This is a genomic window from Streptomyces sp. HP-A2021 (assembly GCF_022807935.1).
GTDB lineage: Bacteria > Actinomycetota > Actinomycetes > Streptomycetales > Streptomycetaceae > Streptomyces > Streptomyces afghaniensis.
Genome location: NZ_CP094344.1, coordinates 7,696,757 through 7,721,589 on the forward strand (window position 1 = coordinate 7,696,757; position 24,833 = coordinate 7,721,589).

The window sequence follows — 24,833 nt, forward strand, 5'->3', positions numbered from 1 at the left end:
GGGGGCGTGCGAAGCGCTGTCTACGCGCGTCTCGAACTCACCCTTGTGTGCTCCCCGTTGTCCTCGGAATAGTGGGCGCTCGTCAACAAAGCCTTCCGGTTCGCGAGGTCCCCACAACCTCTCGGGCCGACCCCCCACAGGAGGACGTGAGTTGAAGCACCGACGCATACCCAAGCGGCGTGTAGCCGTGGCAGGTGCGGGTATCGCCGCACTGGTCGCCGCGGGAGTCACCTTCCAGACTGCGAACGCGAGCGAGACCCCGGAGGCCTCCGCGCCCCGGACCCTGTCGGTCGCGGCGGCCGGAAAGCTCGCCTCGACGCTGGCCGAGGACCTCGGCGCCGACGCGGCGGGCACGTACTACGACACGAAGAGCAAGAGCCTCGTGGTGAACGTGCTCGACGAGGCCGCGGCCAAGGCCGTCGAGAAGGCCGGAGCCAAGGCGAGAGTCGTGGCGAACTCTCTCGCCGAACTGAAGAGCGCCCGCGGCACGCTGAAGCAGGACGCGACGATTCCGGGCACCTCCTGGGTGACCGACCCGACCAGCAACAAGATCGTCGTCACCGCCGACCGTACGGTGTCCAAGGCCGAGTGGGCGACGCTGACGAAGGTCGTCGACAAGCTCGGTGCGAAGGCCGAACTCCAGCGGACCAAGGGCGAGTACAAGCCCTTCGTCGCCGGTGGCGACGCGATCACCGGTGGCAGTGGCCGCTGCTCGCTCGGCTTCAACGTGGTCAAGGGCGGCGAGCCGTTCTTCCTGACCGCGGGGCACTGCACCGAGGGCATCTCGACGTGGTCGGACTCCAGCGGCAAGGAGATCGGCACCAACGCGGACTCCAGCTTCCCGGGCAACGACTACGGGCTGGTCAAGTACACCGCGGAGGTGGCTCACCCGAGTGAGGTGAACCTCTACAACGGCTCGACGCAGAAGATCACGGGTGCCGCCGAGGCGACGGTCGGCATGGAGGTCACGCGGAGCGGTTCGACGACCCAGGTGCACGACGGGAAGGTCACGGGGCTGGACGCCACCGTGAACTACGGCAACGGCGACATCGTGAACGGTCTGATCCAGACCGACGTGTGCGCGGAGCCCGGTGACAGTGGTGGCTCGCTCTTCTCGGGCAGCAACGCGATCGGGCTGACGTCCGGTGGTAGCGGTGACTGCACGTCCGGTGGGGAGACGTTCTTCCAGCCGGTGACGGAGGCGCTGTCGGCGACCGGGACCGAGATCGGCTGAGTTCCGGGTTCCAGGTTTGTGGAGTCCCGCCCCTTGTGTGAGGGGCGGGGCTTTTCCGTGTGCCGCCGGCCTCCGGCGGTTGGGCCGGGTGCCGGCGGCGGCCTGTGGCTGCTTCGGTGGGGGTGCGCGTAGCGCCTACCGGGGTGCGGTGGGTCGGGGTCGCGTCGGGGGGCTTTACCGCGCCTTGCTCAAGCGGCGGCGTCTCTCGCCTCGTCGCGGAACGAGCGGTGTGGCATGCCTCCACAGTCGGGGGCATTTTGGTGTTTCCGCAGGTGGGGTGGGGCCGAGCGGTTGTCGCACATGTATTCGAGAATTGGTCTATGGTGGGGGTGGGGTAGCTGGGAACAGATGTTCGAGAGCCGGTGTGGTTCACGAGTGCGGGAGGTGCGTGTGCCGGGGTTCACGCATCTGCACACCGTCTCCGGATTCTCGTTGCGGTATGGAGCCTCGCATCCGGAGCGGCTGGCCGAGCGCGCCTCCGAGCGGGGCATGGACGCCCTGGCTCTCACTGATCGCGACACACTTGCCGGTGCCGTCCGGTTCGCCAAGGCCTGTGCGAAGGCGGGAGTCCGTCCGGTGTTCGGGGCGCAGCTGGCGGTGGCGGGAGCGGAGCGCCCCGAACCCGGGCGGGGGCGGGGGCGGCGCCGTACTCCTGTACGCGGTGGCGCCTTCGTCGATGAGTCCGCCCCCCGGGTGACCTTCCTCGCCCGGGACGGTGCCCGTGGCTGGGCCGGGCTGTGCCGGCTCGTCTCGGCGGTGCACGAGGGGGAGGGGACGCCGCTGCTGCCCTGGGAGCGCAATCACGCCGAGGGTGTGACCGTGCTGCTCGGGCCTGATTCGGATGTGGGGCGTGCCCTGGCCGCCGGGCGTCCCGACCGTGCGGCGCGGCTGCTCGTGCCCTGGCGGGAGGTCTACGGCGACGCCCTGCGGCTGGAGGCCGTCTGGCATGGCCGGAAAGGTACGGGGCCCGGCTCCCTGCGGCTGGCCGCCCGGACCGTCGGGTTCGCCGCCGAGCAGCGGATCCGGCCCGTGCTCAGCAACGCCGTACGGTACGCCGACCCGGGGCTGGGGCCGGTCGCCGACGTGCTGGATGCCGCCCGGCGTCTGGTGCCCGTCGACCCGACCAAGGAGCTGGACTCCGGTGAGGCCTGGCTCAAGGGGGCCGGGGCCATGGTCGGGGTGGCGGAGCGGATCGTGGAGGCCGCGGGGTTCCGGCGGGACACCGCTCATCGGCTGGTGGAGCAGACCGAGGCCACCGCCGTCGAATGCCTGGTCGATCCGGAGGACGATCTCGGGATCGGTACCGTCCACTTCCCCGAGCCGCATCTGGTCGGTGCCGACCGCCGTACCGCCCAGCGGACACTGGCCTCGCGGGCGGCGGCGGGGATGGTGCTGCGCGGGTACGACCGGCGGCGGGAGTACTGGGAGCGGATGCACCATGAGCTGGACATCATCGCCCACCATGGCTTCGCTTCCTATTTTTTGACCGTGGCCCAAGTGGTCGACGATGTGCGGGAGATGGGCATCCGGGTCGCCGCCCGGGGATCCGGGGCGGGGTCGCTCGTCAATCATCTGCTCGGTATCGCGCACGCCGATCCGATCGAGCACCGGCTGCTGATGGAGCGGTTCCTGTCGAAGGAGCGGGTCGTGCTGCCCGACATCGACATCGACGTGGAGTCCGCGCGCCGGCTGGAGGTCTACCGCGCGATCATCGACCGGTTCGGCACCGAGCGGGTCGCGACGGTCGCGATGCCGGAGACGTATCGCGTGCGGCATGCGATCCGTGACGTGGGGGCCGCCCTGTCCATGGACCCGGCCGAGATCGACCGGGTCGCCAAGTCCTTTCCCCATATCCGGGCGCGGGACGCCCGCGCCGCGCTGGAGGAACTGCCCGAACTGCGGGCGCTGGCGGGCGAGAAGGAGAAGTACGGGAGGCTGTGGGAGCTGGTCGAGGCGCTGGACGCCCTGCCGCGCGGGGTGGCCATGCATCCGTGCGGGGTGCTGCTGTCGGATGCCTCGCTGCTCGCGCGCACGCCGGTCATGCCGACCAGCGGCGAGGGCTTTCCGATGTCGCAGTTCGACAAGGACGACGTGGAGGATCTCGGGCTGCTCAAGCTGGACGTGCTGGGGGTGCGGATGCAGTCCGCGATGGCGCACGCGGTGGCGGAAGTGGAGCGGGTGTCGGGGGTGAGGGTCGATCTGGACGGGCTGTCGCCGGGGGATCCGGAGACGTACCGGTTGATCCGGTCCACCGAGACGCTCGGCTGCTTCCAGATCGAGTCGCCGGGGCAGCGGGACCTGGTCGGACGGCTCCAGCCGGCCGGCTTCCACGATCTCGTCGTCGACATCTCGCTGTTCCGGCCCGGGCCGGTCGCCGCCGACATGGTGCGGCCGTTCATCGAGGCCCGGCACGGGCGGGCGCCGATCCGCTATCCGCACCCGGACCTGGAAGAGCCGCTGAAGGAGACGTACGGGGTCGTCGTCTTCCACGAGCAGATCATCGACATCGTCGACATCATGACCGGCTGCGGGCGCGGTGAGGCCGACCGGGTGCGGCGCGGGCTGTCGGATCCGGAGTCGCAGGGGCGGATCAAGGTGTGGTTCGCGCAGCACGCGGCGGCGAACGGATATGACGCGGAAACGATCCAGCGGACCTGGGAGATCATCGAGGCCTTCGGGTCGTACGGCTTCTGCAAGGCCCACGCGGTCGCCTTCGCCGTGCCGACGTACCAGTCGGCGTGGCTGAAAGCGCATCATCCCGCTGCTTTTTACGCCGGGCTGCTCACCCATGACCCCGGGATGTATCCGAAGCGGCTGCTGCTGGCGGACGCGCGGCGGCGCGGGGTGCCCGTGTTGCCGTTGGATGTGAACGCGTCGGGCGTCGCACACCGTATCGAACTGGTGTCCGGTAAATGGGGGCTGCGGCTGGCGCTCTCCGACGTGCACGGCATCAGTGAGGCCGAGGCGGCGCGGATCGCCGAAGGGCAGCCGTACGCCTCGCTGGTCGACTTCTGGGAGCGGGGCCGGCCCAGCCGTCCGCTGGCCCAGCGGCTCGCGCAGGTGGGAGCGCTGGACGCGTTCGGCGCCAACCGCCGTGATCTGCAACTGCATCTGACCGAGCTGCACCGGGGCGCGCGGGGCGCGGGCGGTGGCCAGCTCCCGCTGGCCGGAGGGCGGAAGACCGCACCGGCCGGGCTGCCCGACCTCACCTCCTCGGAGCGGCTCAGCGCCGAGCTGGGCGTGCTGTCCATGGACGCCTCGCGCAATCTGATGGACGATCACCGGGCGTTCCTCGACGAGCTGGGCGTGGTGTCCGCGCGTCGGCTGCGCGAGGCCAGGCACGGCGAGACGGTGCTGGTCGCGGGCGCCAAGGCGGCCACCCAGACGCCGCCGATCCGGTCCGGCAAGCGGGTCATCTTCTCCACCCTGGACGACGGCACGGGCCTGGTCGACCTCGCCTTCTTCGACGACTCCCACGACGCCTGCGCCCACACCGTCTTCCACTCCTGGCTGCTGCTGGTGCGCGGGGTGGTGCAGCGGCGCGGCCCGCGCAGCCTCAGCGTGGTGGGCGCCGCCGCATGGAACCTCGCGGAGCTGCTGGAGGTGCGCCGGGAGGAAGGACTGGAGGGGGTCGCGGCCAGATTGGCCGGTTCCGGTGATTCCGGTGACGGCGAGGGGCCGGAGGGCTCCGCGGACCAGGATCCGGCGGAGCAGCGGAAGATCCGTATGCCCACGGGGTACGAGATGCACCCCTGGGCCGATCTGCGTCCCGCGGGCGAAGGGCCCGCGGTGGGAAGAAAGTTGTGGCACCAGAGTCCGGGGAGTGCGGGATGACCATCCTCTGCGTACGTTTCCAGCTGCCTCCGACGCGCGAGGCCGACCTGCCCCGACTGCTCGGGATGCTCGAGGAGTTCACGCCCGTCGTCCAGGCCCTGCCACCGGACGGGGCGCTGGCCGACCTGCGGGGCGCCGAGCGGTACTTCGGGCGGGACGCCCTCCAGCTGGCCTCCGTGATCCGGGTGCGCTCGCTCGCGCTGTACGGCGTCGACTGCGTGATCGGTGCCGGGCCTGGACCGATGCTGGCCCGCGTGGCGCTGCGCGACGCCGTGCCCGGGGTGACGTGTGCGGTGCCCGAGGAGCGGGACGCCATCGCGGAGTTCCTCGCGGACAAGCCCGTCGCCGCGCTGCCCGGCGTGGGCGCCGCGACCGCCCGTACGCTGGACGACTACGGCCTCGACACCCTCGGCAGGGTCGCCGCCGCGCCGCTGTCCACGCTCCAGCGGCTGATCGGCGCGAAGGCCGGCCGCGAGCTGCACGAGAAGGCCAACGGCGTCGACCGCGGCCGGGTCGTGCCGAACGCCGTCTCCCGCTCCCTCGCCACGGAACGCCCCTTCGGCCGCGACGAACTGGACCCGGACCGCCACCGCCGTGCCCTGCTGTCGGCCGCCGAGGAGATCGGCGCCCGGCTGCGCGCCCTGGAGAAGGTGTGCCGCACGCTCACCCTGACCGTGCGCTACGCCGACCGCTCGGCCACGACCCGCAGCCGCAAGCTGAACGAACCGACCGCGCACTCGCCGGACCTGACCAGGGCCGCGTACGGCATGTACGAGGCGCTCGGCCTGCAACGCGCCCGGGTCCGCGCGATCGCCCTGCGCGCCGAGGGACTCGACCCCGCCGACCAGGCCTCCCACCAGCTGACCTTCGACCCCGTGGACGAGAAGGTCCGCCGCATCGAGGAGGTCGCGGACCGGGCACGGGCGAAGTTCGGACCGCGGGCGGTGATGCCCGGGGGACTAGGGGGACTGGCGGCGTAGATCCTTCTGCGTGACGTCAGTTGGCCCACGGCGGCACGATGCGCGTGCCGTCGGCGAGCCGTGCCTCCAGGCCGATCGAGGTGGTGACCCAGGAGTGCGCGGTCCGGTCGGTGGGGTTCTCGACGGCCAGGGTGGCGCCGGGATTGATGATCACCGTGTCGCCCGCGGCGATCCGCTCGGTGCGGCCGTCGAGGGTGATCAGCAGTTCCCCGTCGAGCAGATGGAAGATCTCCTCCCGGTTGACGGTGTGCGCGGGTGCCTTGAGACCGGCCGGGATCTCACCGCGCCAGGCGCACAGCTCCTTGCTGCCGCTGCGCGGGGTGGCGTACGAGACGAAGCGGGCGCCGTGGATCTCGTGGGTGACGGCTTCGGACGAACGGACGATGGGCATGAGGCCTCCAAGTAGTCAATCTGCTTGACTATATGGTCAAGCAGCTTGACCATCGAGTCAAGAGTGTTTCAATGCATGCGTGCAGAACTCCGAGGCCATGGCCCTGTCCGCCGCCCTGCTCGCCGTCGCCGGTGGGCTGACGCAACGCATCAACGAGGGTGTGATCGCGCGCGGTTTCGAGGGGGTGCGGCCCGCGCACGGCTTCGCCTTCGCGCGGCTCGCCCCGGACGGTGCGACGGTCACCGACCTGGCCGCCCACCTCGGGGTGACCAAACAGGCGGCCAGTCAGCTCGTCGACGAAATGGTGCGCAAGGGATACGCCGAGCGGCGGCCGCACCCGGAGGATGCCCGGGCGCGGCTGGTCGTGCTGACCGGGCGGGGATGGGCCTGCACTCGGGCGGCGGAGGAGGCGGCTGCGGAGGCCGTGCGGGAGTGGGGGGACGTGCTGGGGGAGCGGGAAGTGCGGGCGCTCGGGGAGCAGTTGCTGCGCATCGCTCCGCGCGGGCCCATCCGGCCTGCCTGGTGAAGGGGCGTCGGGTGGGTCAGTGTCGTCGGTTACTACTGGAAGTTTTTACTGACGCGTAACTTCCCAGTTCGACTACCCGCTCATAACTTGACGAGTGAACAGCATCCCGTGATCCGGATCACAGGGCGTCGTGCCGTCGCACCTCCCTTGAGCCGCAAGGAGATCACCCGATGCTGCCCTGGAAACGAGTGCTCAGACCCCTGGCCGCGCTGCTGCTGACCGCCGCGGCCGTCACCGTCCCCGCCACCTCCGCCCAGGCCTCCGGCGCACCGAGCTCCGGTTGGAACGACTATTCCTGCAAGCCGTCCGCCGCCCATCCCCGCCCCGTCGTCCTCGTTCACGGCACCCTCGGGAACTCCGTCGACAACTGGCTGGGGCTCGCCCCCTATCTGAAGGTTCGGGGCTACTGCGTCTTCTCCCTCGACTACGGACAGCTCGAGGGCGTCCCCTTCTTCCACGGCCTCGGCCCCGTCGAGAAGTCGGCCGTCCAGCTGAAGGACTTCGTCGACACGGTGCTCGCCACCACCGGCGCCGCCGAGACCGACATCGTCGGACACTCGCAAGGCGGCATGATGCCCCGCTGGTACCTGCGGTTCCTCGGCGGCGCAGCCAAGGTGAACGCCCTGGTCGGCATCGCGCCCAGCAACCACGGCACCGACCTGAACGGCTTCACCAACCTGCTGCCGTACTTCCCGGGCGCCGGGGACCTGCTGGCGAAGACGACCCCGGCCCTCGCCGACCAGGTCACCGGCTCCGACTTCCTCAAGCGGCTCAACGCGGGCGGCGACACCGTGCCCGGCGTGCGCTACACCGTCATCGCCACCCGGTACGACGAGGTCGTCACGCCGTGGCGCAGCCAGTACCTGAACGGGCCGGACGTGCGCAACGTCCTGCTCCAGGACCTGTGCCCGGTCGACCTGTCCGAGCACGTGGCCGTCGGGCTGCTGGACAGGGTCGCCTTCCACGAGGTGGCCAACGCGCTCGACCCGGCACGGGCCAGGCCCACCACCTGTGCGTCGGCATTCGAATGACACGTGTACATGTGTCGAGGAAACGTTTCGGGGCCTGTCCGGCCTGAGCCGCCGGACAGGCCCCGAGTCATGGGCAGCGGCCCCGGTCAGCGGCCGTGCCGGGCACTGCTCAGCGGCGGCCGCTCACCGCCCGGCGCCGGGCCGACAGGAACACGGCCGACGAGCCGAGCGCCAGCGCGGCCGCGCCGCCGATCGCGAGGTACGGGGTGCTGCTGTCGCCGCCGGTCTCGGCGAGGTTCTCCGTGGCGCCCGCCGCCTTCGGCTGGTTGGGAGCGGCGTCGGCCTCGGTGGGCTGCTTCGGGCCGGCGTCAGCCTCTGTGGGCCGGTTCGGGGCGGCGGCCGGTTCGGCCGAGGTGCTGGGGTCGTTGTCGCCGTGGCCGTGGTGCTCGACGGTCGACTTGTCGTTGCCCGCCTCGATCTGCTCCTTGGTGGGAGCGGAGGCCGTCGGGGCCGGGGCGGCGCCGCCTGCCGCGCTGTCGCCGCCGAAGGTGACGTCCGAGCAGGAGTAGAACGCCTCCGGGCTGTCCGACCGCTGCCAGACCGCGTACAGCAGATGCCTGCCGGAGCGTTCGGGCAGGCTGCCGGAGAAGGTGTAGAAACCGCCCGTGGCCGCCGGGTCGGTGGCCGTCGCGACCGGGTGCTCCAGATCCAGGTCGTTCCAGGCCAGCGGCTCGGCCGGGTCGTAGCCGGGCTTGGTGATGTACACCTTGAACGTGCCCTTGTGAGGGGCCGTCACGCGGTACTTGAAGGTGTGCGACCCGCTGCGCACGTCGGTCGCCGGCCAGTCGGCGCGGGCCAGGTCGAGCCCCTTGAACTGCTCGTTGTTCGCGCTGCACAGCTTGCCGTCCGGGATGAGCCGCCGGTGCCGTCCGCCGGCGTCCCCGATACGGATGCCGTTCCAGTCGTAGAGGGCCTGTGTGCCGCCCGCTCCGACCGCCGCCTTGCACGCGGCCGACTTCGGGCTCTCCGGGCCCTCGGCGTAGCACTGCGAGACCCTGCTGACCGGGTCGCCCATCGAACCGTGCGCTGCCGCCGGCGCGGCGGTCAGCGCGAGCGGGAGGGCGCCGAGGGCGGCGACGGTGACTGCCGTGCGGCGTGCGGGCATGCGGGAACTCCTCGAGACGGTACAGGGGAACAGGGCCGGGCCCGAGTGGGCCGGATCCCGTGGGGTGATCCGAAGCTAGCCCCTGAGAACCGTGAAATCGCCTGCTGAGGGCGGGTGAGGGAGATCCTTATGGCCGCGTTAAGGGAGCGCTCAGACTGGCATCAGGTAGGTGACGGGCGAGCCCGTGACCGGCCTTGGTGGAGCGACGACCGGACGGGCCCTACGACCGCGGGCACTGCCGCAAGCGGCTGCTCTGACGCGTGCGTCTCATGGTCGGTACCGGCCGCTCAGGCGTCCGGCCACCACGTGCGTGCGACGTCCTTGCGGACTTCCGGGCGTCCCGCCGGGCGCTCGTCGGCCTCCTCGCGGGCCCGGCGGACGTCCGTCTTCTTCAGGGGCTTCTGCACGGTCACACGGCGCATGGCTGCCTCCTTAAGGGTCTACCGGGTTCCGCGTTCTCACGGAGGTAGACCTTTCGGGGGAGAGTTCCTCATCGCTCCTGGTCTGTCAGTGGCGGCTGTCACGATTCGAGTGTCAGTGGCGGGTGTCACTCTTGGGCCCATGGCGAACGACAGTGACGGCATGACCTCGGCGAACACCGGCGCCGACGTGGACTGGGACGCGCGGGCGGCCTCCTTCGACGAGGAACCGGACCACGGCCTGCGCGACCCGGAGGTGCGCCGGGCCTGGGCCGCGCGGCTGCGCTCCTGGCTGCCCGGGCGGCCGGGGGACGTCCTCGATCTCGGCTGCGGCACCGGCAGTCTGTCGCTCCTCGCGTCCGAGCAGGGGCACCGGGTGACGGGCGTGGATCTCTCCCCGGCGATGGTGGCGCTCGCCAGGCGGAAACTGGCCGGGCGTGACGCGGTGTTCCTCGTCGGTGACGCGGCGGCACCGCCGGTCGGGGAGCAGCGCTTCGACGCCGTGCTCGTACGGCACGTCCTGTGGGCCCTGCCCGACCCCGGCCGGGCCCTGCGGCACTGGGCCGGGCTGCTGCGGCCGGGAGGGCGGCTCGTGCTGGTCGAGGGCGTGTGGGGGACGGTCGAGCCGGTCGGGATACCGGCGCAACGGCTCACCGGTCTCCTCGCGCCGATCGCCGGACGGGTGAGCGTGGAGCGGCTGTCCGGCGATCCGCTGCTGTGGGGCGGGGAGGTGACCGACGAGCGGTACGCGGTGGTGGCCGTGCGCGGGGCTTCAGGCCAGGAGCGCGGTGAAGCCGTCGCCGCGGGCGAGTGACTCCAGTTCGTCGAGGGCGGCCAGGGCGGCTCGTGCTGCCCCGGGGTCCGACTCGGCGAGGCCGCTGTCGGCGAACTCGTCCTCGTCCAGGCGTCGTACGTCCGTGCCGTCCGCGGAGACCCACAGGTCCAGGTCGAGGTCCTCCACGACCAGCTCCGGGCCGGAGCGTGCGGCGGGGCGGGTGACGTCGCAGTACCAGCCCTTCAGCGCGCCCGTGGCGGAGCGGACCTCCTTCACCGCGTACCAGCGGTCACGCCAGTAGTACTCCGTGAAGACGTCCCCGGGTTCGAAGCGGACGAAGCCGAAGTCGCGGACGCCGCTGCCCGCCCAGGGGGCGCGGACCGCGACGCGGGTGCCGTCGTCCGTCAGGAGCTCTCCGGCGTAGCGGATCTTCGTACGGCCCGCCTTGACGAGCACGACGTCGACCTGACCGGACCGGTCAGCCGAGTTCGCGGACATAGCGCACTTCCTTCGCACAGATCTCGTAGCCGAACCACTTGTTGATGGCGATCATCGGCTCGTTGCCGGTGTCGTTTCCGGTGAACGCCTCCGTGTACCCGGCGGCGCGGGCCCGGTGCAGGGAGTCGTTCTTGGCGAGCTTCGCCAGGCCGCGGCCGCGGAACGCCCGGGCGGTGCCGGTCATGGCGGTGCCGTAGCGGCTGCCGTCCGTGTGCGCCACGCTGAAGGCGGCGGGGCGGCCGTCGACGACCGCGACCGTGGTCAGCTCGCGGTCGAGCAGCGGGTGCTTCCAGTTCTGTTCCAGCCAGGCCTCGTAGTCCGTGAACTCGGCCTCGATGTCGCTCGGTTCGTCCGACACCGTCTCCGCGTCCAGTTCGAACATCGGACGCGGGTCGTCCGCGTAGTCGGCGGCCGTGCGCAGCTCGACGCCCGCCGGTGGGTCCTGGCGGGGCGGCAGCGTGCCGGCTGCCAGGTCCAGGCGCATGAAGTAGGCGGAACGGCTGGCCCGGAAGCCGTGCCGCTCGGCGAAGGCCAGGTTGTCCGGCTCGTCCAGCACCCAGGCGAACAGCTTCCGCACGCCCAGCCCCGCCAGGCGCTCCTCGGCGGTGCGCAGCAGCAGCGAACCGGCGCCGCGCTGCCTGCGGTCGGGGCGTACGTAGATGTTGGCGGAGCCCTGGCCGGGTTCCGGGCTCTCGTGGGCGACGCTGATCTGGGCCGTGCCGATGATCTCGCCGTCCTCCTCGGCGACGAGTTGCCCGAAGTGGGCGTCCGGGTGGGCGTGGGTCAGGGTGTGCACCACGGACTCGGGGGTGGACAGCATGTAGGGCAGGGCGAGGCGGCGGGTGTGGGAGAACCCCTCGGCGTCGGCTCGGACGTCGGGTCGCAGGTCGCGCACGATCACGGTCATGGAGGCGCACGCTACGCGGGAGCGCGCCAGGGGTGCCTCCCATTTTCCGTCGGGTACGGGACAATCGGCCTGTGACCTTGAAGATCGACATCGACGACAGTGCGCCGCCGTACGAGCAGGTGCGGGCGCGGATCTCCGAGCAGGCGCGGTCGGGTGAGCTGCCGGTGGGGTACCGGCTGCCGACCGTGCGCGGGCTGGCCGAGTCCCTGGGGCTCGCCGCGAACACGGTCGCCAAGGCGTACCGGGCGCTGGAGGCGGACGGCGTGATCGAGACCCGGGGGCGGCACGGCACGTTCGTGGCCGCCGCCGGCTCGGCGGCTGACCGGGAGCTGGCGGTCGCGGCCCAGGCGTACGTGGAGCGGGCCCGAAGGCTCGGGCAGGGGGAGGACGCGGCGCTCGCCGCGGTACGGGATGCCCTGCGGGCGGCTCAGGGGGAGTAGGGCGGCATGGTCAGCCGGCCCGCGCCAGACGGTCGGGTGTCCGGGTGATCTCCAGGCCCGCCGGCCTCCCCAGCCGCGCGAACGTCATCGCGTCCTCCACCGCCGCGCCCCCCGGGTCGTTGTTGAAGTACGCGTAGACGTCCTCGCCGCCGGGCCAGGTCGTGGCGATGCGGTCGAGCCAGGTGGCCAGCGAGCGGCGGCCGTAGTGCGGCCAGGGCCGGGCCCGGCCCTGGTGGAAGCGGACGTAGCCCCAGTCGGTGGTGCGCCACAGCGGCGTCGCGGGGCGGGCCAGGACGTCGGCCCAGCACAGGGCCGCGCGCCGGGACTCCAGGACCCTGCGGACCTGAGGCGTCCACCACGAGTCGTGGCGGGGCTCGACCGCGACGCGGGTCGAGGCGGGGAAGCAGGCGAGGCAGGCGTCCAGGAGGCCCGGGTCGGCGCGCAGGTTGGGCGGGAGCTGGAGCAGCACCGGGCCGAGCCGGTCACCGAGGCCCGCCGCGTGGCTCATCAGGCGGTCGACCGGCTCCTCGGGGTCCTTGAGCCGTTTGATGTGGGTCAGATAGCGGCTCGCCTTGACCGCGACGACGAAGTCCGCGGGCACGCGGCCGCGCCAGTCCTCGAACGTCTCCCGGGCCGGCAGCCGGTAGAAGGCGTTGTTGATCTCGACGGTGGCGAAGTGCCCCGCGTACTCCTCCAGCCAGAGCCGCATCGGCAGCCCGGACGGGTACAGGACGTCCCGCCAGTCCTTGTACTGCCACCCGGACGTGCCGACGAACAGGGTCATAGACCCATGAAAACACCGGCGCGCGGGGACCTCCTACAGATACAGCCCCGCGTCGGCATCCCCGCGCGGCTCCGGCAGGGCCGTCGGGGACGTGCCCCGGCGCAGCGCGTACAGCTCGGCCAGTGTGGCGCCCTCGCGGCCGATGCCCTCTTCGCGGCCCAGCCAGCTCACCGCCTCCGCGCGGGTCAGCGGGCCCACCTCGATCCGGGCCAGACAGCGGCCGGGCCGGACGACGGCGGGGTGCAGACGCTCCAGGTCCTCGTTGGTCGTGACCCCGACCAGGACGTTGCGGCCCTGGCCGAGCAGTCCGTCCGTCAGGTTCAGCAGCCGCGACAGCGCCTGGCCCGCCGTGTGCTTGGCCTCGCCGCGGATCAGCTCGTCGCAGTCCTCCAGGAGCAGCAGCCGCCAGCGGCCCTTGCCCGCCGCGTCCTCCTCGCCGATCGCGATGTCCATCAGATAGCCGACGTCACTGAACAGCCGCTCGGGGTCCAGGACGCAGTCCACCTGGCACCAGTCCCGCCAGGAACGCGCGAGGGTGCGCAGGGCGGACGTCTTGCCGGTGCCCGGCGGACCGTGCAGGAGGAGAAGGCGGCCCGAGATGTCCTCGGGGGTCGTCTTCATCAGACGGTCCATGGCGTCCGCCACCGGCGCCGTGTAGTTGGGCCGGACCTCGTCCCAGGTGCCCGCCGCGATCTGGCGCGTGGTGCGGTGCGGGCCGCGGCGCGGGGAGACGTACCAGAAGCCCATCGTGACGTTCTCCGGCTGCGGTTCGGGTTCGTCCGCCGCGCCGTCCGTGGCCTGGTCCAGGACCTTCTTCGCCAGCTCGGCGCTGGTCGCCGTCACCGTGACGTCGGCGCCCCGGTTCCAGCGGGAGATCAGCAGGGTCCAGCCGTCGCCCTCGGCGAGGGTCGCGCTGCGGTCGTCGTCCCGGGCGGCACGCAGGACCCGGGCGCCGGGCGGCATCAGCGTCGCCCCGGACCGTACGCGGTCGATGTTCACCGCGTGGGAGTACGGCTGCTCGCCCGTCGCGAAGCGGCCGAGGAACAGCGCGTCGACGACATCGGACGGGGAGTCGGAGTCGTCGACGTTGAGCCGGATCGGCAGCGCCTCGTGCGGGTTTCCAGACATGCCGCCATGATCCGGCACGAGGGCGCCGCGTGCACCCGGTTTCCCGGTGCACACGCGGCGTTTTCGCAGGTGCGGGTCAAGCCCCGAGGCGGGACACCAGCCGGCGTGCCTGGCGTGTCCTGCGGACCACGGCGTACCCCTTGGTCAGCGCACGGTCCCGGGCGAACGTACGGCCGATCGCACGGCCTTCGACCAGCCGCTCGAACTCGTCGGTGCCCGTGCTGCGGCGCACCGTCACGCGCCGCAGGGCGTACGGCCCCTGCGCGCGGCGCGCGAGGCCGTTGCCGACGGCGAGGGCCTGGGCGTACCCCGTCTCGTGTACCGCCTGCCGGACCCGGCGGCTGGAGTAGCCGTAGGGATAGGCGAACGAGACCGGGACGGCGCCCAGTTGGTCCGCGACGATCTCCTTGCAGTGGATCAGCTCGAACCGCAGCGTGGCGTCGGAGACCTGGTCGAGCTGCGGGTGGCTGTGGCTGTGCCCGCCGATCTCGACACCGGCCGCCGCGAGCTCGCGGACCTGGCCCCAGTCCAGCATGGTGTCCAGACCGCCGCCGGTGTCGTACGGCCCCCGGATCCACCCGGTCGAGACGAACAGGGTGGCCGGGAAGCCGTGCTTGGCGAGCACGGGCAGGGCGTGCCGGTGCACGCCCTCGTAGCCGTCGTCGAACGTGATGAGGACCGGCCGCTCGGGCAGCGCGCGGCCGGAGCGCCAGCACGCCGCCAGCTCGGCGGTGGTGACGGGGCTGAGACCCCGCTCGGCGAGCACCGCCATCTGCTCGGCGAACGCCTCGGGGGTCACGGACAGGGCGCGGGTCGCGTCGTTCGGGTCGGTCGCGACCGCGTGGTACATGAGGATCGGTACGCGGACGTCACTCACGGACCGCCACCTCCACCTCGGGCACCGAGAACGTGGTCCCGCCCCTGCGGGCCCGCACGCTGCCCACCACGTATCCGCCCGCCGCCGTCAGCACCCCGGCGACGATGGCCCCCGCCCGCCCGGCACCGCCCGGCCGGGCCAGCAGGGCGTCCCGCAGTCCCCGGGCCACCCCGGCCGGCAGGACCCGGGTGGCGTACCGGCGTTCGGACTCCAGTCCCTTGCCGGCGCCGACGCTGCGGGCCACCAGGGCCTTGGACAGGCCCTCGGCGTACGTGCGCGTACGGAAGTAGCGGAAGTGCTCACGGGCCTCGGGCACCCGGTGGTGGATCACCGCCCGGTCGTCGATCAGCAGCACCGCGTCGGGCCGGGCCCGGCTGAGACGGATGCACAGTTCCGTCTCCTCGCAGCCCAGCGGGCGTTTGTCGCCGTCCCGGCCGATGCCGGTGGCGAAGCCGCCCGCCGCGTCGAAGGCACTCCGGCGGAACGAGGCGTTGCCGCCGAGCACGTTGCGCACCCGGACCCGGCCGCGCGGCAGGCCCCGGTAGGTGCAGCCCACCACCCAGTCGAACTCCTCGGGGAACCAGGCCGGCCGCCGTCCCGACGCCCAGACCGGCTCCGTGCGCCCGCCGACCGCCAGCACGCGCGGGTCGGCGTACGCCTCGGCGAAGTGCAGGAGCCAGTCGCGCTCGGCCACGGCGTCGTCGTCGAGGAAGGCGACGATCTCGCCGCGCGCGGCCGCGATCCCGGTGTTGCGGCCGGCGGACAGACCGCGGGGGCCCGCGTTGGCGAGCACCCGCACGTCGTCGACTTCCTTGTACTCCTTGCCGAGACGGTCCAGAAGGGCCTGGTTGTGGTCGACGACCAGCAGTGTCTCCAGGGCGGGCCGTGACTGCGCCCGCACCGAGGAGACCGCCGCGAGGATGTCCTCCCAGCGGTCCTCGGTGTACGCGCAGATCACGACGGAGATGCCGGGACCGCTCAAGACACCTCTCCCCGGACCGGGTCGAGCATCGGCGACTGGGGCGAACGGCGGCGCAGCGCCCGGCGGTTGGAACGCTCCTGGAGGATCACCCTGAGCACGCGCAGCCCGTCGCGCACGGCCCGCAGATTGCTGGTGCCGTGGATGCGCAGGTACTCGTAGCTGGGGATCTCCTGCACCTTGAGCCCGGCCTTGACGACCCGGATGTTCATCAGGGTCTCGACCTCGAAGCCGGTGCAGTCCAGGTCGATCTTGTCGAGGCAGTGCCGCCAGAACGCGTTGTAGCCGTAGCACAGGTCGGTGTAGCGGGCGCCGAACTTGCGGTTGACGACCGTGCACAGCGCCCAGTTGCCGAGCTTGCGGATGAAGGTCATGTCGTCCGTGCCGCCGCCGTTGGCGAAGCGGGAGCCCTTGGCGAAGTCCGCGCCGGAGACCAGGGCGGAGACGTACGACACGATCTCGTTGCCGTCCGCCGAGCCGTCCGCGTCGATCATCACGATGATGTCGCCGGTGCACGCCTGGAACCCGGTGATCAGGGCGTCGCCCTTGCCCTTGCCGCGCTGCTCGACGACCTTGACCTCGGGCCACAGCTCGCGGGCCACCTGGACGGTGTCGTCGGTGGAGTTGCCGTCGACCAGGACCACTTCGTGGATCCAGTCGGGCAGGGTCTTGAAGACGTACGGAAGGTTCTCCGCCTCGTTCATGGCCGGGATGACCACGCTCACCGGCGGCGCTATGGCCAGGTGAGAGGAGACGGGCCGGTACTTCCCGGCGGTCGGCGGATGCTGCTCCGCCGCGGCCGGCTGCAGAACTGAGCTCATGAGTCTGGTCCCTCTCGTCCGGTGGACCGCCCCCCCAGGGCAGTCCGGATCCAGTCCGGTTCGAAAGGGGGGTTCTCACCCGTGGCACGCCGAGATGGAGCTTCGGGCACGCCGGGTGAGCTGGCAAAGCTGGCCGACAGCGGAAAACGGCAGCCGACCGCGCGGCACGGCCCGGAGACAGTTGCGGTCACCGAGCACGGCACCCCCCTACCGCGCCCCGCGCCGGTACGTCGCGGTCCTTGAGCCCTCCCCTAGAGCCGCGTGCTGACGGACCGATGCGGGTGAGATGTATGACGGTATTGACGATTGAACCCGTATGGCAAGACCTGGAACGGCCCCTCACGTTTTTGTTGGTTTGGTCGTTACGGGATGCGTTTTGCGGGGCGCAAGTTGAAAGGTTCCGGTGGCGGAAACAATCGTTCCCCTCAGGCTCGACCCGCCTGAGGGGAACGGTTGTTCAGGTGCCGGAGTCCGCGCCGGTTACGGCACGAGCTTCAGCAGCCGGTTCGGCGAGCCCGAACCCGCGCTGGTCACCTTGCCGGTGGTGGCGCCGCCGGTCAGGGCCGAGGCGACCTGGGCCGGGGTGGAGGAGGTGTGGCCCGCCAGGTAGACCGCCGCCGCGCCCGCGACGTGCGGGGTCGCCATCGAGGTGCCGGAGATGGTGTTGGTCGCGGTGTCGCTGGTGTGCCAGCCGGCCGTGATGGAGGAGCCGGGCGCGAAGATGTCCAGGGCCGAGCCGTAGTTGGAGTAGCTCGCCTTGGCGTCGGTGCTGGTGGTGGCGCCGACGGTGATCGCCTCGGCGACCCGGGCCGGGGAGGACGAGGAGGCGGTGGTGCTGCTGTTGCCCGCGGCGACGGCGTACGTGACACCGCTGGCTATGGAGTTGCGGACCGCCGTGTCCAGGGCGGCGGAGGCGCCGCCGCCGAGCGACATGTTGGCGACCGAGGGGCCGGAGTGGTTCTGCGTCACCCAGTCGATGCCCGCGATCACGCCCGCGGTGGTGCCGGAGCCGCTGTTGTTCAGCACCCGCACACCCACGATCTTCGCCTTTTTGGCGACGCCGTAGGTCGAACCCGCGATCGTGGTGGCCACGTGGGTGCCGTGGCCGTTGCCGTCGGAGGCGTTGTTGTCGCCGTCGACGGCGTCGTAACCGTGTGCGGCGCGGCCGCTGATCTGCTGGTGGGTGATGCGCACACCGGTGTCGATCACATAGACCGTCACGCCGCTGCCCGCGCTGTCCGGGTAGGTGTAGGTGCCGGAGAGCGGGAGCGAGGTCTGGTCGATGCGGTCCAGACCCCAGGGGGCGTTGTTCTGGGTGGCGGCGAGCCCGACGCGCTGGTTCTGCTCGACCGAGGCCACCGCCGGGTCGGCGGCGAGGCGCCTGGCCTCGGTGGCGGACAGGGTGGCGGAGTAGCCGTTCAGTGCCTTGCCGAACGTCTTGCGCACGGACCCGCCGTACTCCTCGACGAGGTCCTTGCCCGCGGCCGAGGACGCCTTCAGGCCCGCGCTCTTGTCGAGCGTGACGATGTAGCTGTCCTTGATCGCGGCGGGGGAGTCCGCGGCGAGCACCCGGCCCTCGGCGGGAGCGGCGGCCTGGGCGGGGAGGGCGGTGAGCCCGCCCACGAGGGCGGCGGTCGCCGACAGGGTGATCGCGGCGAACCCGAGTCTCTTGCTACGCAGTTGTGCCATTACGAGGGATGCCTCCTCTAGGCGGCGCGCGCCTGGGTGGGGCGCGCGTCATGTGGGGGATGTGCGCGTGCTCGCGCACACGGCCGGGAGCGTCGCGTTCCGCTCTGGGCCGGAGTAAAGCGTCGACCAACTACCGGCGTAGAACAAGAGAGTTGAGCACTAGTCAACAAATCTGTCATGGGCACGTAACAAAGGATGCCCGGGGCGTAACAAAACGTGAGGTGAATGCGCCGTGTGCGCCCCGCAAACGACCCAAAAGACTTGGCATGGACACTTCCTGTCAACACGCGTAGCTGCTACGACGGTTGTGGCAGAGATCCTGCTAAGGGAGGTTCCATGAGACGTTCCCGACTTGTCGTCTTCGTGAGCTCGCTCCTCCTCGCCGCCGGCACCGCCCTCACCGGGGCCGCCACGGCGCAGGCGTCCTCACTCGCCGCAACTGGCGGCTATGCAGCGCTCGGTGATTCCTACTCCTCCGGAGTGGGCGCCGGCAGCTACATCAGCTCCAGCGGCGACTGCAAGCGCAGCACGAAGGCCTACCCCTACCTCTGGGCCGCCGCCCATTCACCCTCGACGTTCGACTTCACGGCCTGCTCCGGCGCCCGAACGGGTGATGTTCTGTCCGGACAGCTCGGCCCGCTGAGCAGCGCCACCGCCCTCGTCTCCCTCAGCGTCGGCGGCAACGACGCCGGATTCGCCGACGTCATGACGACCTGTGTGACCCAGTCCGACAGCGCCTGCGTCTCCCGCATCAACACCGCACGCGCGTACGTCGACTCCACGCTGCCCGGCAAGCTCGACAGCGTGTACTCTGCGATCCGCTCCAAGGCCCCCAATGCCCACGTCGTCGTCCTCGGCTACCCCCGCTTCTACAAGCTCGGCACCACCTGCCTCGGCCTCTCCGAGACCAAGCGCAAGGCCATCAACGACGCCTCCGACCACCTCAACACCGCCATCGCCAAGCGCGCCGCGAACCACGGCTTCACCTTCGGCGACGTACGCGGCACCTTCACCGGCCACGAGATCTGCTCCGGCGACTCCTGGCTGCACAGCGTCAACTGGCTCAACATCGGCGAGTCGTACCACCCGAAGGCGCCCGGCCAGTCGGGCGGTTATCTGCCGGTGCTCAACGCCAACGACTGACCGCTCAGCCGGAATCCGTGTCCGACCCCGTGTCCGATCCCGAGTCGGAACCCGTGTCCGACCCCGTGTCCGAAGGAGAAGGGGAGGCCCCGCCCGTCGGGGTCTCCGTCTCGCAGGTGATCGAGAACGGCACCGACTCGGACGTCGTGCGCACCGGCTCCCGCACCTCGACACCGATCTCGTTCTCGAACGTCCCGCTCTCCGCCTCGGTCGTCACGGTCACCGCGTCCTGCCGCGTACGGCCGCCGCTCTCCGGGAACGACAGCGTCTTCCAGCCACCGTCGAGCACCGACCCGTCCTGCGTCACCCAGCGGTAGCTCACCTCGGCCGGCAGCCGCCCCACCGTGAACGTCGCCGTGAACCTCGGCGCCCGGGCGCCCGGCGGCGGACACGGGCCCGTGTAGTCCGTGCGCGTGCCGTCGAGACCGACCCGCACCGACTGCGGAGGCGGACTGCTCTCCTCGCTCTCGCTCTCGCTCGGCGTCGGGGAAGGACTGGACTTCCCGCTCCCGGTGTTCTGCGGCGGGCCCTTGGTCTCGGCGGGCGTACTCGCCCCGGCACCCCGGCCGCCGTTCCCGTCGCCGTCCCCGCGGTTCAGCAGCGCGTACGTCAGCCCGCCCACCGCGAGCGCCAGCGCGACCACGCCCGCGACCAGCACCCGGCCGGCCCGGCGGTCGCGGTCCTGTCGGGTGGCCGTCGTCGTCGCCCCCGAGCCGGACGGCACCGGCTGCCCCGGGAAGGGCATCGGGGGCGTGGGCGAAGGCTCGGGACGGCCCGCGAGCGTCGGCGGGAACGGGACGGCCCGTACGGTGTCGGCGCGCGGCGAGCCGCCCGCCCCGATGACCCGCAGGTCCTGCTCGGCCTGCTCGGCCGGCAGCCGCTGCGCGGGATCCTTGCGCAGCAGCCCCTCGATGACCGGGGCGAGCGGACCCGCCCGGTACGGGGGTGGCAGCTCCTCGTCGACGATCGCGCGCAGCGTGCTCAGCGGGGTGTCGTGACGGAACGGCGAGTGACCCTCGACCGCCGCGTACAGCAGCACGCCGAGCGACCACAGGTCGGACTCCGGGCCCGGGGTGCGGCCGAGGGCCCGCTCCGGGGCGAGGAACTCGGGCGAGCCGATGACCTCCCCGGTCATGGTCAGCGCGGAGCTGCCCTCGACCATGGCGATCCCGAAGTCGGTGAGCACGATCCGGCCGTCGTTCGCGATCAGCACATTGGCCGGTTTCACATCCCGGTGCAGCACCCCGGCCTCGTGCGCGGCCCGCAGCGCGGCCAGCACCTCGGCGCCGATGTGCGCGGCACGCTGGGGCGACATGGGGCCCTCGGCGTCCAGGACCTCGGCCAGGCTCAGCCCGCGGACCAGCTCCATGACGATCCACGGCCGGCCCTCGTCCGTCGCCACGTCGTACACCGTGACCACGTTCCGGTTGGAGACCCGGGCCGCCGCCCACGCCTCCCGCTCCAGCCGGGCGTACATCCGCTGCACGTCGTCGCCCGCGAGCCCCGCCGGGGCGCGCACCTCCTTGACAGCGATCTCACGGTGCAGCACCTCGTCGCGGGCGCGCCACACCGTCCCCATACCGCCCTCGCCGAGCGGTGCCAGGAGCCGGTAGCGGCCCGCGATCACACGCTCATGGCCCGGTTCTTCGGACACGGCGCCCCCATTCGCAGCCGGGCGAAATCTCCACGAGGTCTGTTTTCCCCATGACGTCGGATTTCCTCACGAACGTAACTCAGCCCAGTGCGGATGCGGCCCCCTTGAACACCAGTCCGGCCCCGAGGACCACGACGGCGCAGGCCGAGCCGAGCGGCGCGGCCCGGCGCACCAGGGCCGCCATCGGGCCCGCCGTCCAGCGGGGGCGCCGGTCCAGGAGCCGGGTCATCCCGCTGCCCGCCTTGACGACGGCGTACCCGGCGGCCGTCAGGGTGAGCGCGAGCCCGACGCCGTACGCGACGACCAGCAGCAGGCCGAACCAGGCCTGCCCGAGGGCCGCGGCGCCCACGAGCACCACCACGGCGGACGGGCTGGGCACGAGCCCGCCCGCGAAGCCCATGAGGATCGTGCCGCGGAGGGTGGGGGCGACGGGGTGGGAGTGGGTGAACCCGCCGTGGGTGTGCTCGACCGTGTGGGGGTGGGAGTGGGGACGGTTGTGGTCGTGCGGGTGGTCGTGGTCGTGATGGTCGTGGTCGTGGTCGTGGTCGTGGTCGTGGGGGTCGTGGTCGTGACGGTGGTCGTGCGCGTGGCTGTGGCTGTGGCTGTGGCTCTCGTCGTCGTGTGTGTGGGTGTGGCCGCCAGGGCCGTGGTGGTGGGTGTGCGCGCGGTTGCGCAGGGCGCGGCGGAGCAGGCTCGCGCCCGCCAGGGTCACCAGGAGGCCGCTGGCGACGCCGAGCCAGGCGATCACCGAGGGGGCAGCCGCCGAACCGGCCGTGACCAGGAGGCCCAGGGCGACCACGCCCAGGGTGTGGGTGACCGTCACCGAGGCGGCCATCGGCAGGACGTCCTTCATCCGGGCCTGGCCGCCCCTGGCCGCCGCCGTCGCGGCCATGATGGTCTTGCCGTGGCCCGGGGCGAGCGCGTGCATCGCGCCCAGGACGACGGCGATGAGCAGGGCCAGCGCGGCGAAGGCCGGGGTGAGGTCGTGCCGGGCGACCAGGTCGTCCAGGGCCCGCGTCCAGCGGTCGGCGCCGCGCGGCAGCACGGAGGCGGCGGGGGCGTCCGACTCCTCCTCGGCCAGGGCCGCACCGCCGGGGCGCACGCGCAGGGCGGCGGCCGCGGTGTCGGCCGGGGACGAGAGCAACTCCTCGGGATAGCGGGTCAGTTCGGCCGATATCGACTTCTCCGGGACGTCCGACTCGGTGAGCGTCATCCGGTCGCCCCGCGCCGTGATCTCCCGCCAGCCCGGGCCGGAGGAGGCGCCCGCGCCACGGAAGCCGAGCGACACGGTCCCCTTGTCCGACGGCAGGGGAGCGGTCAGTTCGCATTCCACGCGGAGGGTGTCGAGCCCCGCCTGCCCGGGCCGCACGCGCGCCTGACTGCGCTCGGCGGTGAGCGGGGTGCCGCGGCCGTCGACGGTGACCCTGCTGTCCGCGGCGGCCGTGGCGCACCGCTCGCGGGCCCACATGGTGATGCCCAGCCGCTCGATGTCCGGTTTCGCCTGGGTCGCCGGGATCTCGGCGAGGTCCTCGACGTGGTGGACGCGGAGTTCCCCGGGGGCCGCGACCAGACCGTCGTAGCGGTTGACGGTGAAGTTGCCCAGCGGGTGGGCGCTCGCCGCGCCGGCGGGCAGCAGGGTGAGCGCGCAGGCGGCCGTGAGGACGGCGGCGCCGGACGCGAACAGGCGGCGCAGGGTCACCGGGCCTCCTCCAGGTCCTTGAGCGCGGTACGGGCCTCGCGGGCGCCGAGCGGCGAGAAGCCGGGGTTCAGGTCGAGCGCGGCCTTCAGGTGGTCGCGGGCCTCGCGGTCGTTCCCGGTGGCGCGCTCGATGACGCCCCGGTGGTAGAGGAAGCCGGCGTTGCGGTAGCCGGTGGCGGTGGCGCGGCGGGCGTACGGCAGGGCTTCCTCGTCGCGGCCGTTGACGTGCAGGGCCCAGGCGAGGGCGTCGGCGGTGTGGACGCTGTGCCGGCGGTTCCACTCGGCGCGGGCGGCGCGCAGGGCCTCCTTCTTGTCGCCGTGGTCGGCGGCGGCCATGGCCGAGTCGAGGTCGGCGTTGACACCGCCCGCGCGGGCGAGGGACGTCCAGGCGTCGACGAGGGCGTACTGGTCGCCGGCCTTCGCCCGGTCGCCGTCGGCGCCGCGGTCCTCGTACAGCTCGCCGAGGGCGACGAGCGGGCCGGGCAGCGGGAAGCGGGCGACGACCTGCTCCAGTCCCTCGACGGCGGCGGCCCGGTCGCCGCTCGCGGCCTGGGCGCGGGCGCGGCCCTCCAGGGCGGGAAGGTAGTCCTCGTCGGCGGCGAGGGCGCGGGCGTAGTGGCCGAGGGCCGTCTTGTACTCGCCCTGGTTCCAGGCGAGCTGCCCGAGGGCGGTGGCGACGTACGCGATGTCGCCGGGCGCGTCGGCGGCCTCCAGGGCGTGCTCCAGCACGTCACGCGCCGTACGGACGTCGCCGCGCAGCTCCTTGACGTACGCGTACCGCGTGAAGACGGGCACCCCCGGGCGCCTGTCGTCGGCGGTGCGGGCGGCCTCGGCGGCGTCCGCGTACCGACCGAGCTCGACGAGGGCGTCGATACGCGTGCACAGGGCGCGTTCGTTGTAGGGGTTCTGCTTCAGGGCCCGGTCGGCGTCCTGCAGCGCGCCGGTGAAGTCGTGCCGGGCGGCGGCGAGGGCGGCACGGCCGGCGAGAGCCTGGTCGTTGCCGGGGTCCAGCTCCAGGGACCGCTTCAGCGCGCGCTCGGCCTGCGGGTAGCGCGAGGGGTCGCCGTTCGTCCGGGCCTGTTCGACGTAGGCGGTCCCGAGGGTGGCCCAGCTGCCGAAGTCCCTGGGCTGGGCGCGGAGATGCTTCTGCAGGGAATCGATCCCCGAGTCGAGATCGCCCCGGGCCAGCACACCGGCCGGCGGCGCCCCGGCCGCGGACACGGCCTCGGCACCAGCCCCCGCAGGGCCGTCCCCCACGCCCCCGAAGGCGATGGCCCCACCCGTCAGCGCGACGGCCAACAGCGCGGCACATCCCGCCAGATGAACGGCCCGCCAGCGCCGTCCCCCGTCAGCGGCCCGCCGCAGCGCGGCCACGCGCGGCTCGACGGCGTCGCGCTCGGAGGGAGCGTGGGGGCGGGACGCGCTTTCGGCACCGGCGCCGTCCTCGTTCTCGGGGCGAGGTGCGGAGCCGCCGTGCCCGTCAGGCTCGCCTTCGGCGGCGGATCCGTTCCCGGCGCGGGGACGGTCGTGGGTGCCGGGCGTGCTTTCGGTATCCGGGCCGGTGCCGGTGTCGGTGTCGTTCGCGGCGCGCGCCTCCACGCCGGGGGAGTCCGCACCTCCCGTGCCCGCCGCCCCGGGAACCGGGTCGGTGTCGAGCGCGCCCCCTGTCCCGCCTTCTGCCCCGTCGACCGGGGCCGGGCGCAGCCCGTCGCCCGCTTCGGCGGCCGGACCGCCGCCCCGTCCCGCGTCCGCCCCGGCGTCGGTGCCCGGGCCGGCGTGCCCCTGACCCCGCCCCGCCGACCGCTCTCCGTCGGTCTCCTGGTCCGGGCGCGGGTGGTCGTCGTCGCGCCTCTCCGGTGCGCTGTCCGTCGTACGCGGAGGCATGGCCTCTCCTCGGTCGGCTGTGCGGGTGCGGTGGGG

At 72.3% G+C, this 24,833-nt stretch carries 22 protein-coding genes; 8 read left to right on the forward strand and 14 right to left on the reverse strand.

The window, feature by feature from the left end; translation table 11 throughout:
• The first annotated feature begins 151 nt into the window (after positions 1-151).
• The 3 genes from MQE23_RS34780 to MQE23_RS34790 all read left to right on the forward strand — a co-directional run bounded on the left by MQE23_RS34780 (position 152) and on the right by MQE23_RS34790 (position 6,048).
• Positions 152-1,234 (forward strand): S1 family peptidase, encoded by a 1,083-nt coding sequence (locus MQE23_RS34780; protein WP_037671255.1) that lies wholly within the window; start codon positions 152-154, stop codon positions 1,232-1,234.
• Positions 1,235-1,624: 390 nt separating this feature from the next.
• Positions 1,625-5,068, forward strand: coding sequence for a DNA polymerase III subunit alpha (locus tag MQE23_RS34785; protein WP_037671253.1), 3,444 nt, complete (start codon positions 1,625-1,627; stop codon positions 5,066-5,068).
• The gene (locus MQE23_RS34790) at positions 5,065-6,048 is read left to right on the forward strand and encodes a hypothetical protein (RefSeq protein ID WP_243381197.1); all 984 of its coding nucleotides are present in this window, start codon (positions 5,065-5,067) and stop codon (positions 6,046-6,048) included. Before MQE23_RS34785 ends, MQE23_RS34790 begins: the two co-directional genes overlap by 4 nt.
• Before the next feature lie 16 nt (positions 6,049-6,064).
• On the opposite strand, the gene MQE23_RS34795 is transcribed toward MQE23_RS34790, so the two are convergent.
• A complete protein-coding gene (locus tag MQE23_RS34795) occupies positions 6,065-6,439 on the reverse strand; it encodes a cupin domain-containing protein (protein ID WP_243381199.1) in 375 nt (124 codons plus the stop codon).
• Positions 6,440-6,518: 79 nt separating this feature from the next.
• Between MQE23_RS34795 and MQE23_RS34800 the strand changes: the two genes are divergently transcribed.
• The gene (locus MQE23_RS34800) at positions 6,519-6,965 is read left to right on the forward strand and encodes a MarR family winged helix-turn-helix transcriptional regulator (RefSeq protein ID WP_020274849.1); all 447 of its coding nucleotides are present in this window, start codon (positions 6,519-6,521) and stop codon (positions 6,963-6,965) included.
• 170 nt (positions 6,966-7,135) lie between these two features.
• The gene (locus tag MQE23_RS34805; RefSeq protein ID WP_243381200.1) at positions 7,136-7,996 is read left to right on the forward strand and encodes an alpha/beta fold hydrolase; all 861 of its coding nucleotides are present in this window, start codon (positions 7,136-7,138) and stop codon (positions 7,994-7,996) included.
• Positions 7,997-8,105: 109 nt separating this feature from the next.
• Here the strand turns inward: MQE23_RS34805 and MQE23_RS34810 are convergent, their stop codons facing one another.
• A complete protein-coding gene (locus MQE23_RS34810) occupies positions 8,106-9,101 on the reverse strand; it encodes a lytic polysaccharide monooxygenase (protein ID WP_243381201.1) in 996 nt (331 codons plus the stop codon).
• A 287-nt stretch (positions 9,102-9,388) separates the two neighbouring features.
• The gene (locus MQE23_RS43555) at positions 9,389-9,523 is read right to left on the reverse strand and encodes a hypothetical protein (RefSeq protein ID WP_020274846.1); all 135 of its coding nucleotides are present in this window, start codon (positions 9,521-9,523) and stop codon (positions 9,389-9,391) included.
• Between the two features lie 139 nt (positions 9,524-9,662).
• Here MQE23_RS43555 and MQE23_RS34815 point away from each other — a divergent pair, with 139 nt between their 5' ends.
• Positions 9,663-10,334: a class I SAM-dependent methyltransferase gene (locus MQE23_RS34815; RefSeq protein WP_020274845.1), complete on the forward strand. Its 672-nt coding sequence runs from the start codon at positions 9,663-9,665 to the stop codon at positions 10,332-10,334.
• Here MQE23_RS34815 and MQE23_RS34820 read toward each other — a convergent pair.
• Together MQE23_RS34820 and MQE23_RS34825 are read right to left on the reverse strand one after the other, a co-directional pair.
• Positions 10,293-10,793: a DUF402 domain-containing protein gene (locus MQE23_RS34820; protein ID WP_037671251.1), complete on the reverse strand. Its 501-nt coding sequence runs from the start codon at positions 10,791-10,793 to the stop codon at positions 10,293-10,295. The genes MQE23_RS34815 and MQE23_RS34820 overlap by 42 nt on opposite strands.
• Positions 10,774-11,700, reverse strand: a complete 927-nt coding sequence (locus MQE23_RS34825) for a GNAT family N-acetyltransferase (RefSeq protein ID WP_020274843.1) — start codon at positions 11,698-11,700, stop codon at positions 10,774-10,776. Before MQE23_RS34825 ends, MQE23_RS34820 begins: the two co-directional genes overlap by 20 nt.
• Before the next feature lie 71 nt (positions 11,701-11,771).
• Between MQE23_RS34825 and MQE23_RS34830 the strand changes: the two genes are divergently transcribed.
• Positions 11,772-12,140 carry a GntR family transcriptional regulator gene (locus MQE23_RS34830; protein WP_020274842.1) on the forward strand — a complete coding sequence of 123 codons (369 nt, stop codon included), beginning with the start codon at positions 11,772-11,774 and terminating at the stop codon, positions 12,138-12,140.
• A 10-nt stretch (positions 12,141-12,150) separates the two neighbouring features.
• Here the strand turns inward: MQE23_RS34830 and MQE23_RS34835 are convergent, their stop codons facing one another.
• The 6 genes from MQE23_RS34835 to MQE23_RS34860 form a co-directional block, all read right to left on the reverse strand.
• Positions 12,151-12,924 carry a DUF72 domain-containing protein gene (locus MQE23_RS34835; protein ID WP_020274841.1) on the reverse strand — a complete coding sequence of 258 codons (774 nt, stop codon included), beginning with the start codon at positions 12,922-12,924 and terminating at the stop codon, positions 12,151-12,153.
• Positions 12,925-12,957: 33 nt separating this feature from the next.
• Positions 12,958-14,052, reverse strand: a complete 1,095-nt coding sequence (locus MQE23_RS34840) for a DUF5925 domain-containing protein (protein ID WP_020274840.1) — start codon at positions 14,050-14,052, stop codon at positions 12,958-12,960.
• 76 nt (positions 14,053-14,128) lie between these two features.
• Positions 14,129-14,929, reverse strand: a complete 801-nt coding sequence (locus MQE23_RS34845; protein WP_020274839.1) for a polysaccharide deacetylase family protein — start codon at positions 14,927-14,929, stop codon at positions 14,129-14,131.
• Positions 14,922-15,911: a glycosyltransferase family 2 protein gene (locus tag MQE23_RS34850; protein WP_020274838.1), complete on the reverse strand. Its 990-nt coding sequence runs from the start codon at positions 15,909-15,911 to the stop codon at positions 14,922-14,924. Before MQE23_RS34850 ends, MQE23_RS34845 begins: the two co-directional genes overlap by 8 nt.
• Positions 15,908-16,729, reverse strand: a complete 822-nt coding sequence (locus MQE23_RS34855; RefSeq protein ID WP_243381202.1) for a glycosyltransferase family 2 protein — start codon at positions 16,727-16,729, stop codon at positions 15,908-15,910. Before MQE23_RS34855 ends, MQE23_RS34850 begins: the two co-directional genes overlap by 4 nt.
• A 480-nt stretch (positions 16,730-17,209) precedes the next feature.
• On the reverse strand, positions 17,210-18,418 hold the full coding sequence (locus MQE23_RS34860; protein ID WP_243381204.1) for a S8 family peptidase: 1,209 nt from the start codon (positions 18,416-18,418) through the stop codon (positions 17,210-17,212).
• A gap of 336 nt (positions 18,419-18,754) precedes the next feature.
• Between MQE23_RS34860 and MQE23_RS34865 the strand changes: the two genes are divergently transcribed.
• Positions 18,755-19,561: an SGNH/GDSL hydrolase family protein gene (locus tag MQE23_RS34865; protein ID WP_020275275.1), complete on the forward strand. Its 807-nt coding sequence runs from the start codon at positions 18,755-18,757 to the stop codon at positions 19,559-19,561.
• A 4-nt stretch (positions 19,562-19,565) separates the two neighbouring features.
• Here MQE23_RS34865 and MQE23_RS34870 read toward each other — a convergent pair whose 3' ends face one another.
• From MQE23_RS34870 to MQE23_RS34880, 3 genes are all read right to left on the reverse strand, one after another.
• Positions 19,566-21,215 (reverse strand): serine/threonine-protein kinase, encoded by a 1,650-nt coding sequence (locus tag MQE23_RS34870; protein ID WP_243381206.1) that lies wholly within the window; start codon positions 21,213-21,215, stop codon positions 19,566-19,568.
• Positions 21,216-21,294: 79 nt separating this feature from the next.
• A complete protein-coding gene (locus MQE23_RS34875; RefSeq protein WP_243381208.1) occupies positions 21,295-22,914 on the reverse strand; it encodes a nickel transporter in 1,620 nt (539 codons plus the stop codon).
• Entirely contained in the window at positions 22,911-24,797 is a 1,887-nt protein-coding gene (locus MQE23_RS34880) for a tetratricopeptide repeat protein (RefSeq protein ID WP_243381209.1), read from the reverse strand. Before MQE23_RS34880 ends, MQE23_RS34875 begins: the two co-directional genes overlap by 4 nt.
• Positions 24,798-24,833: the final 36 nt, after the last annotated feature.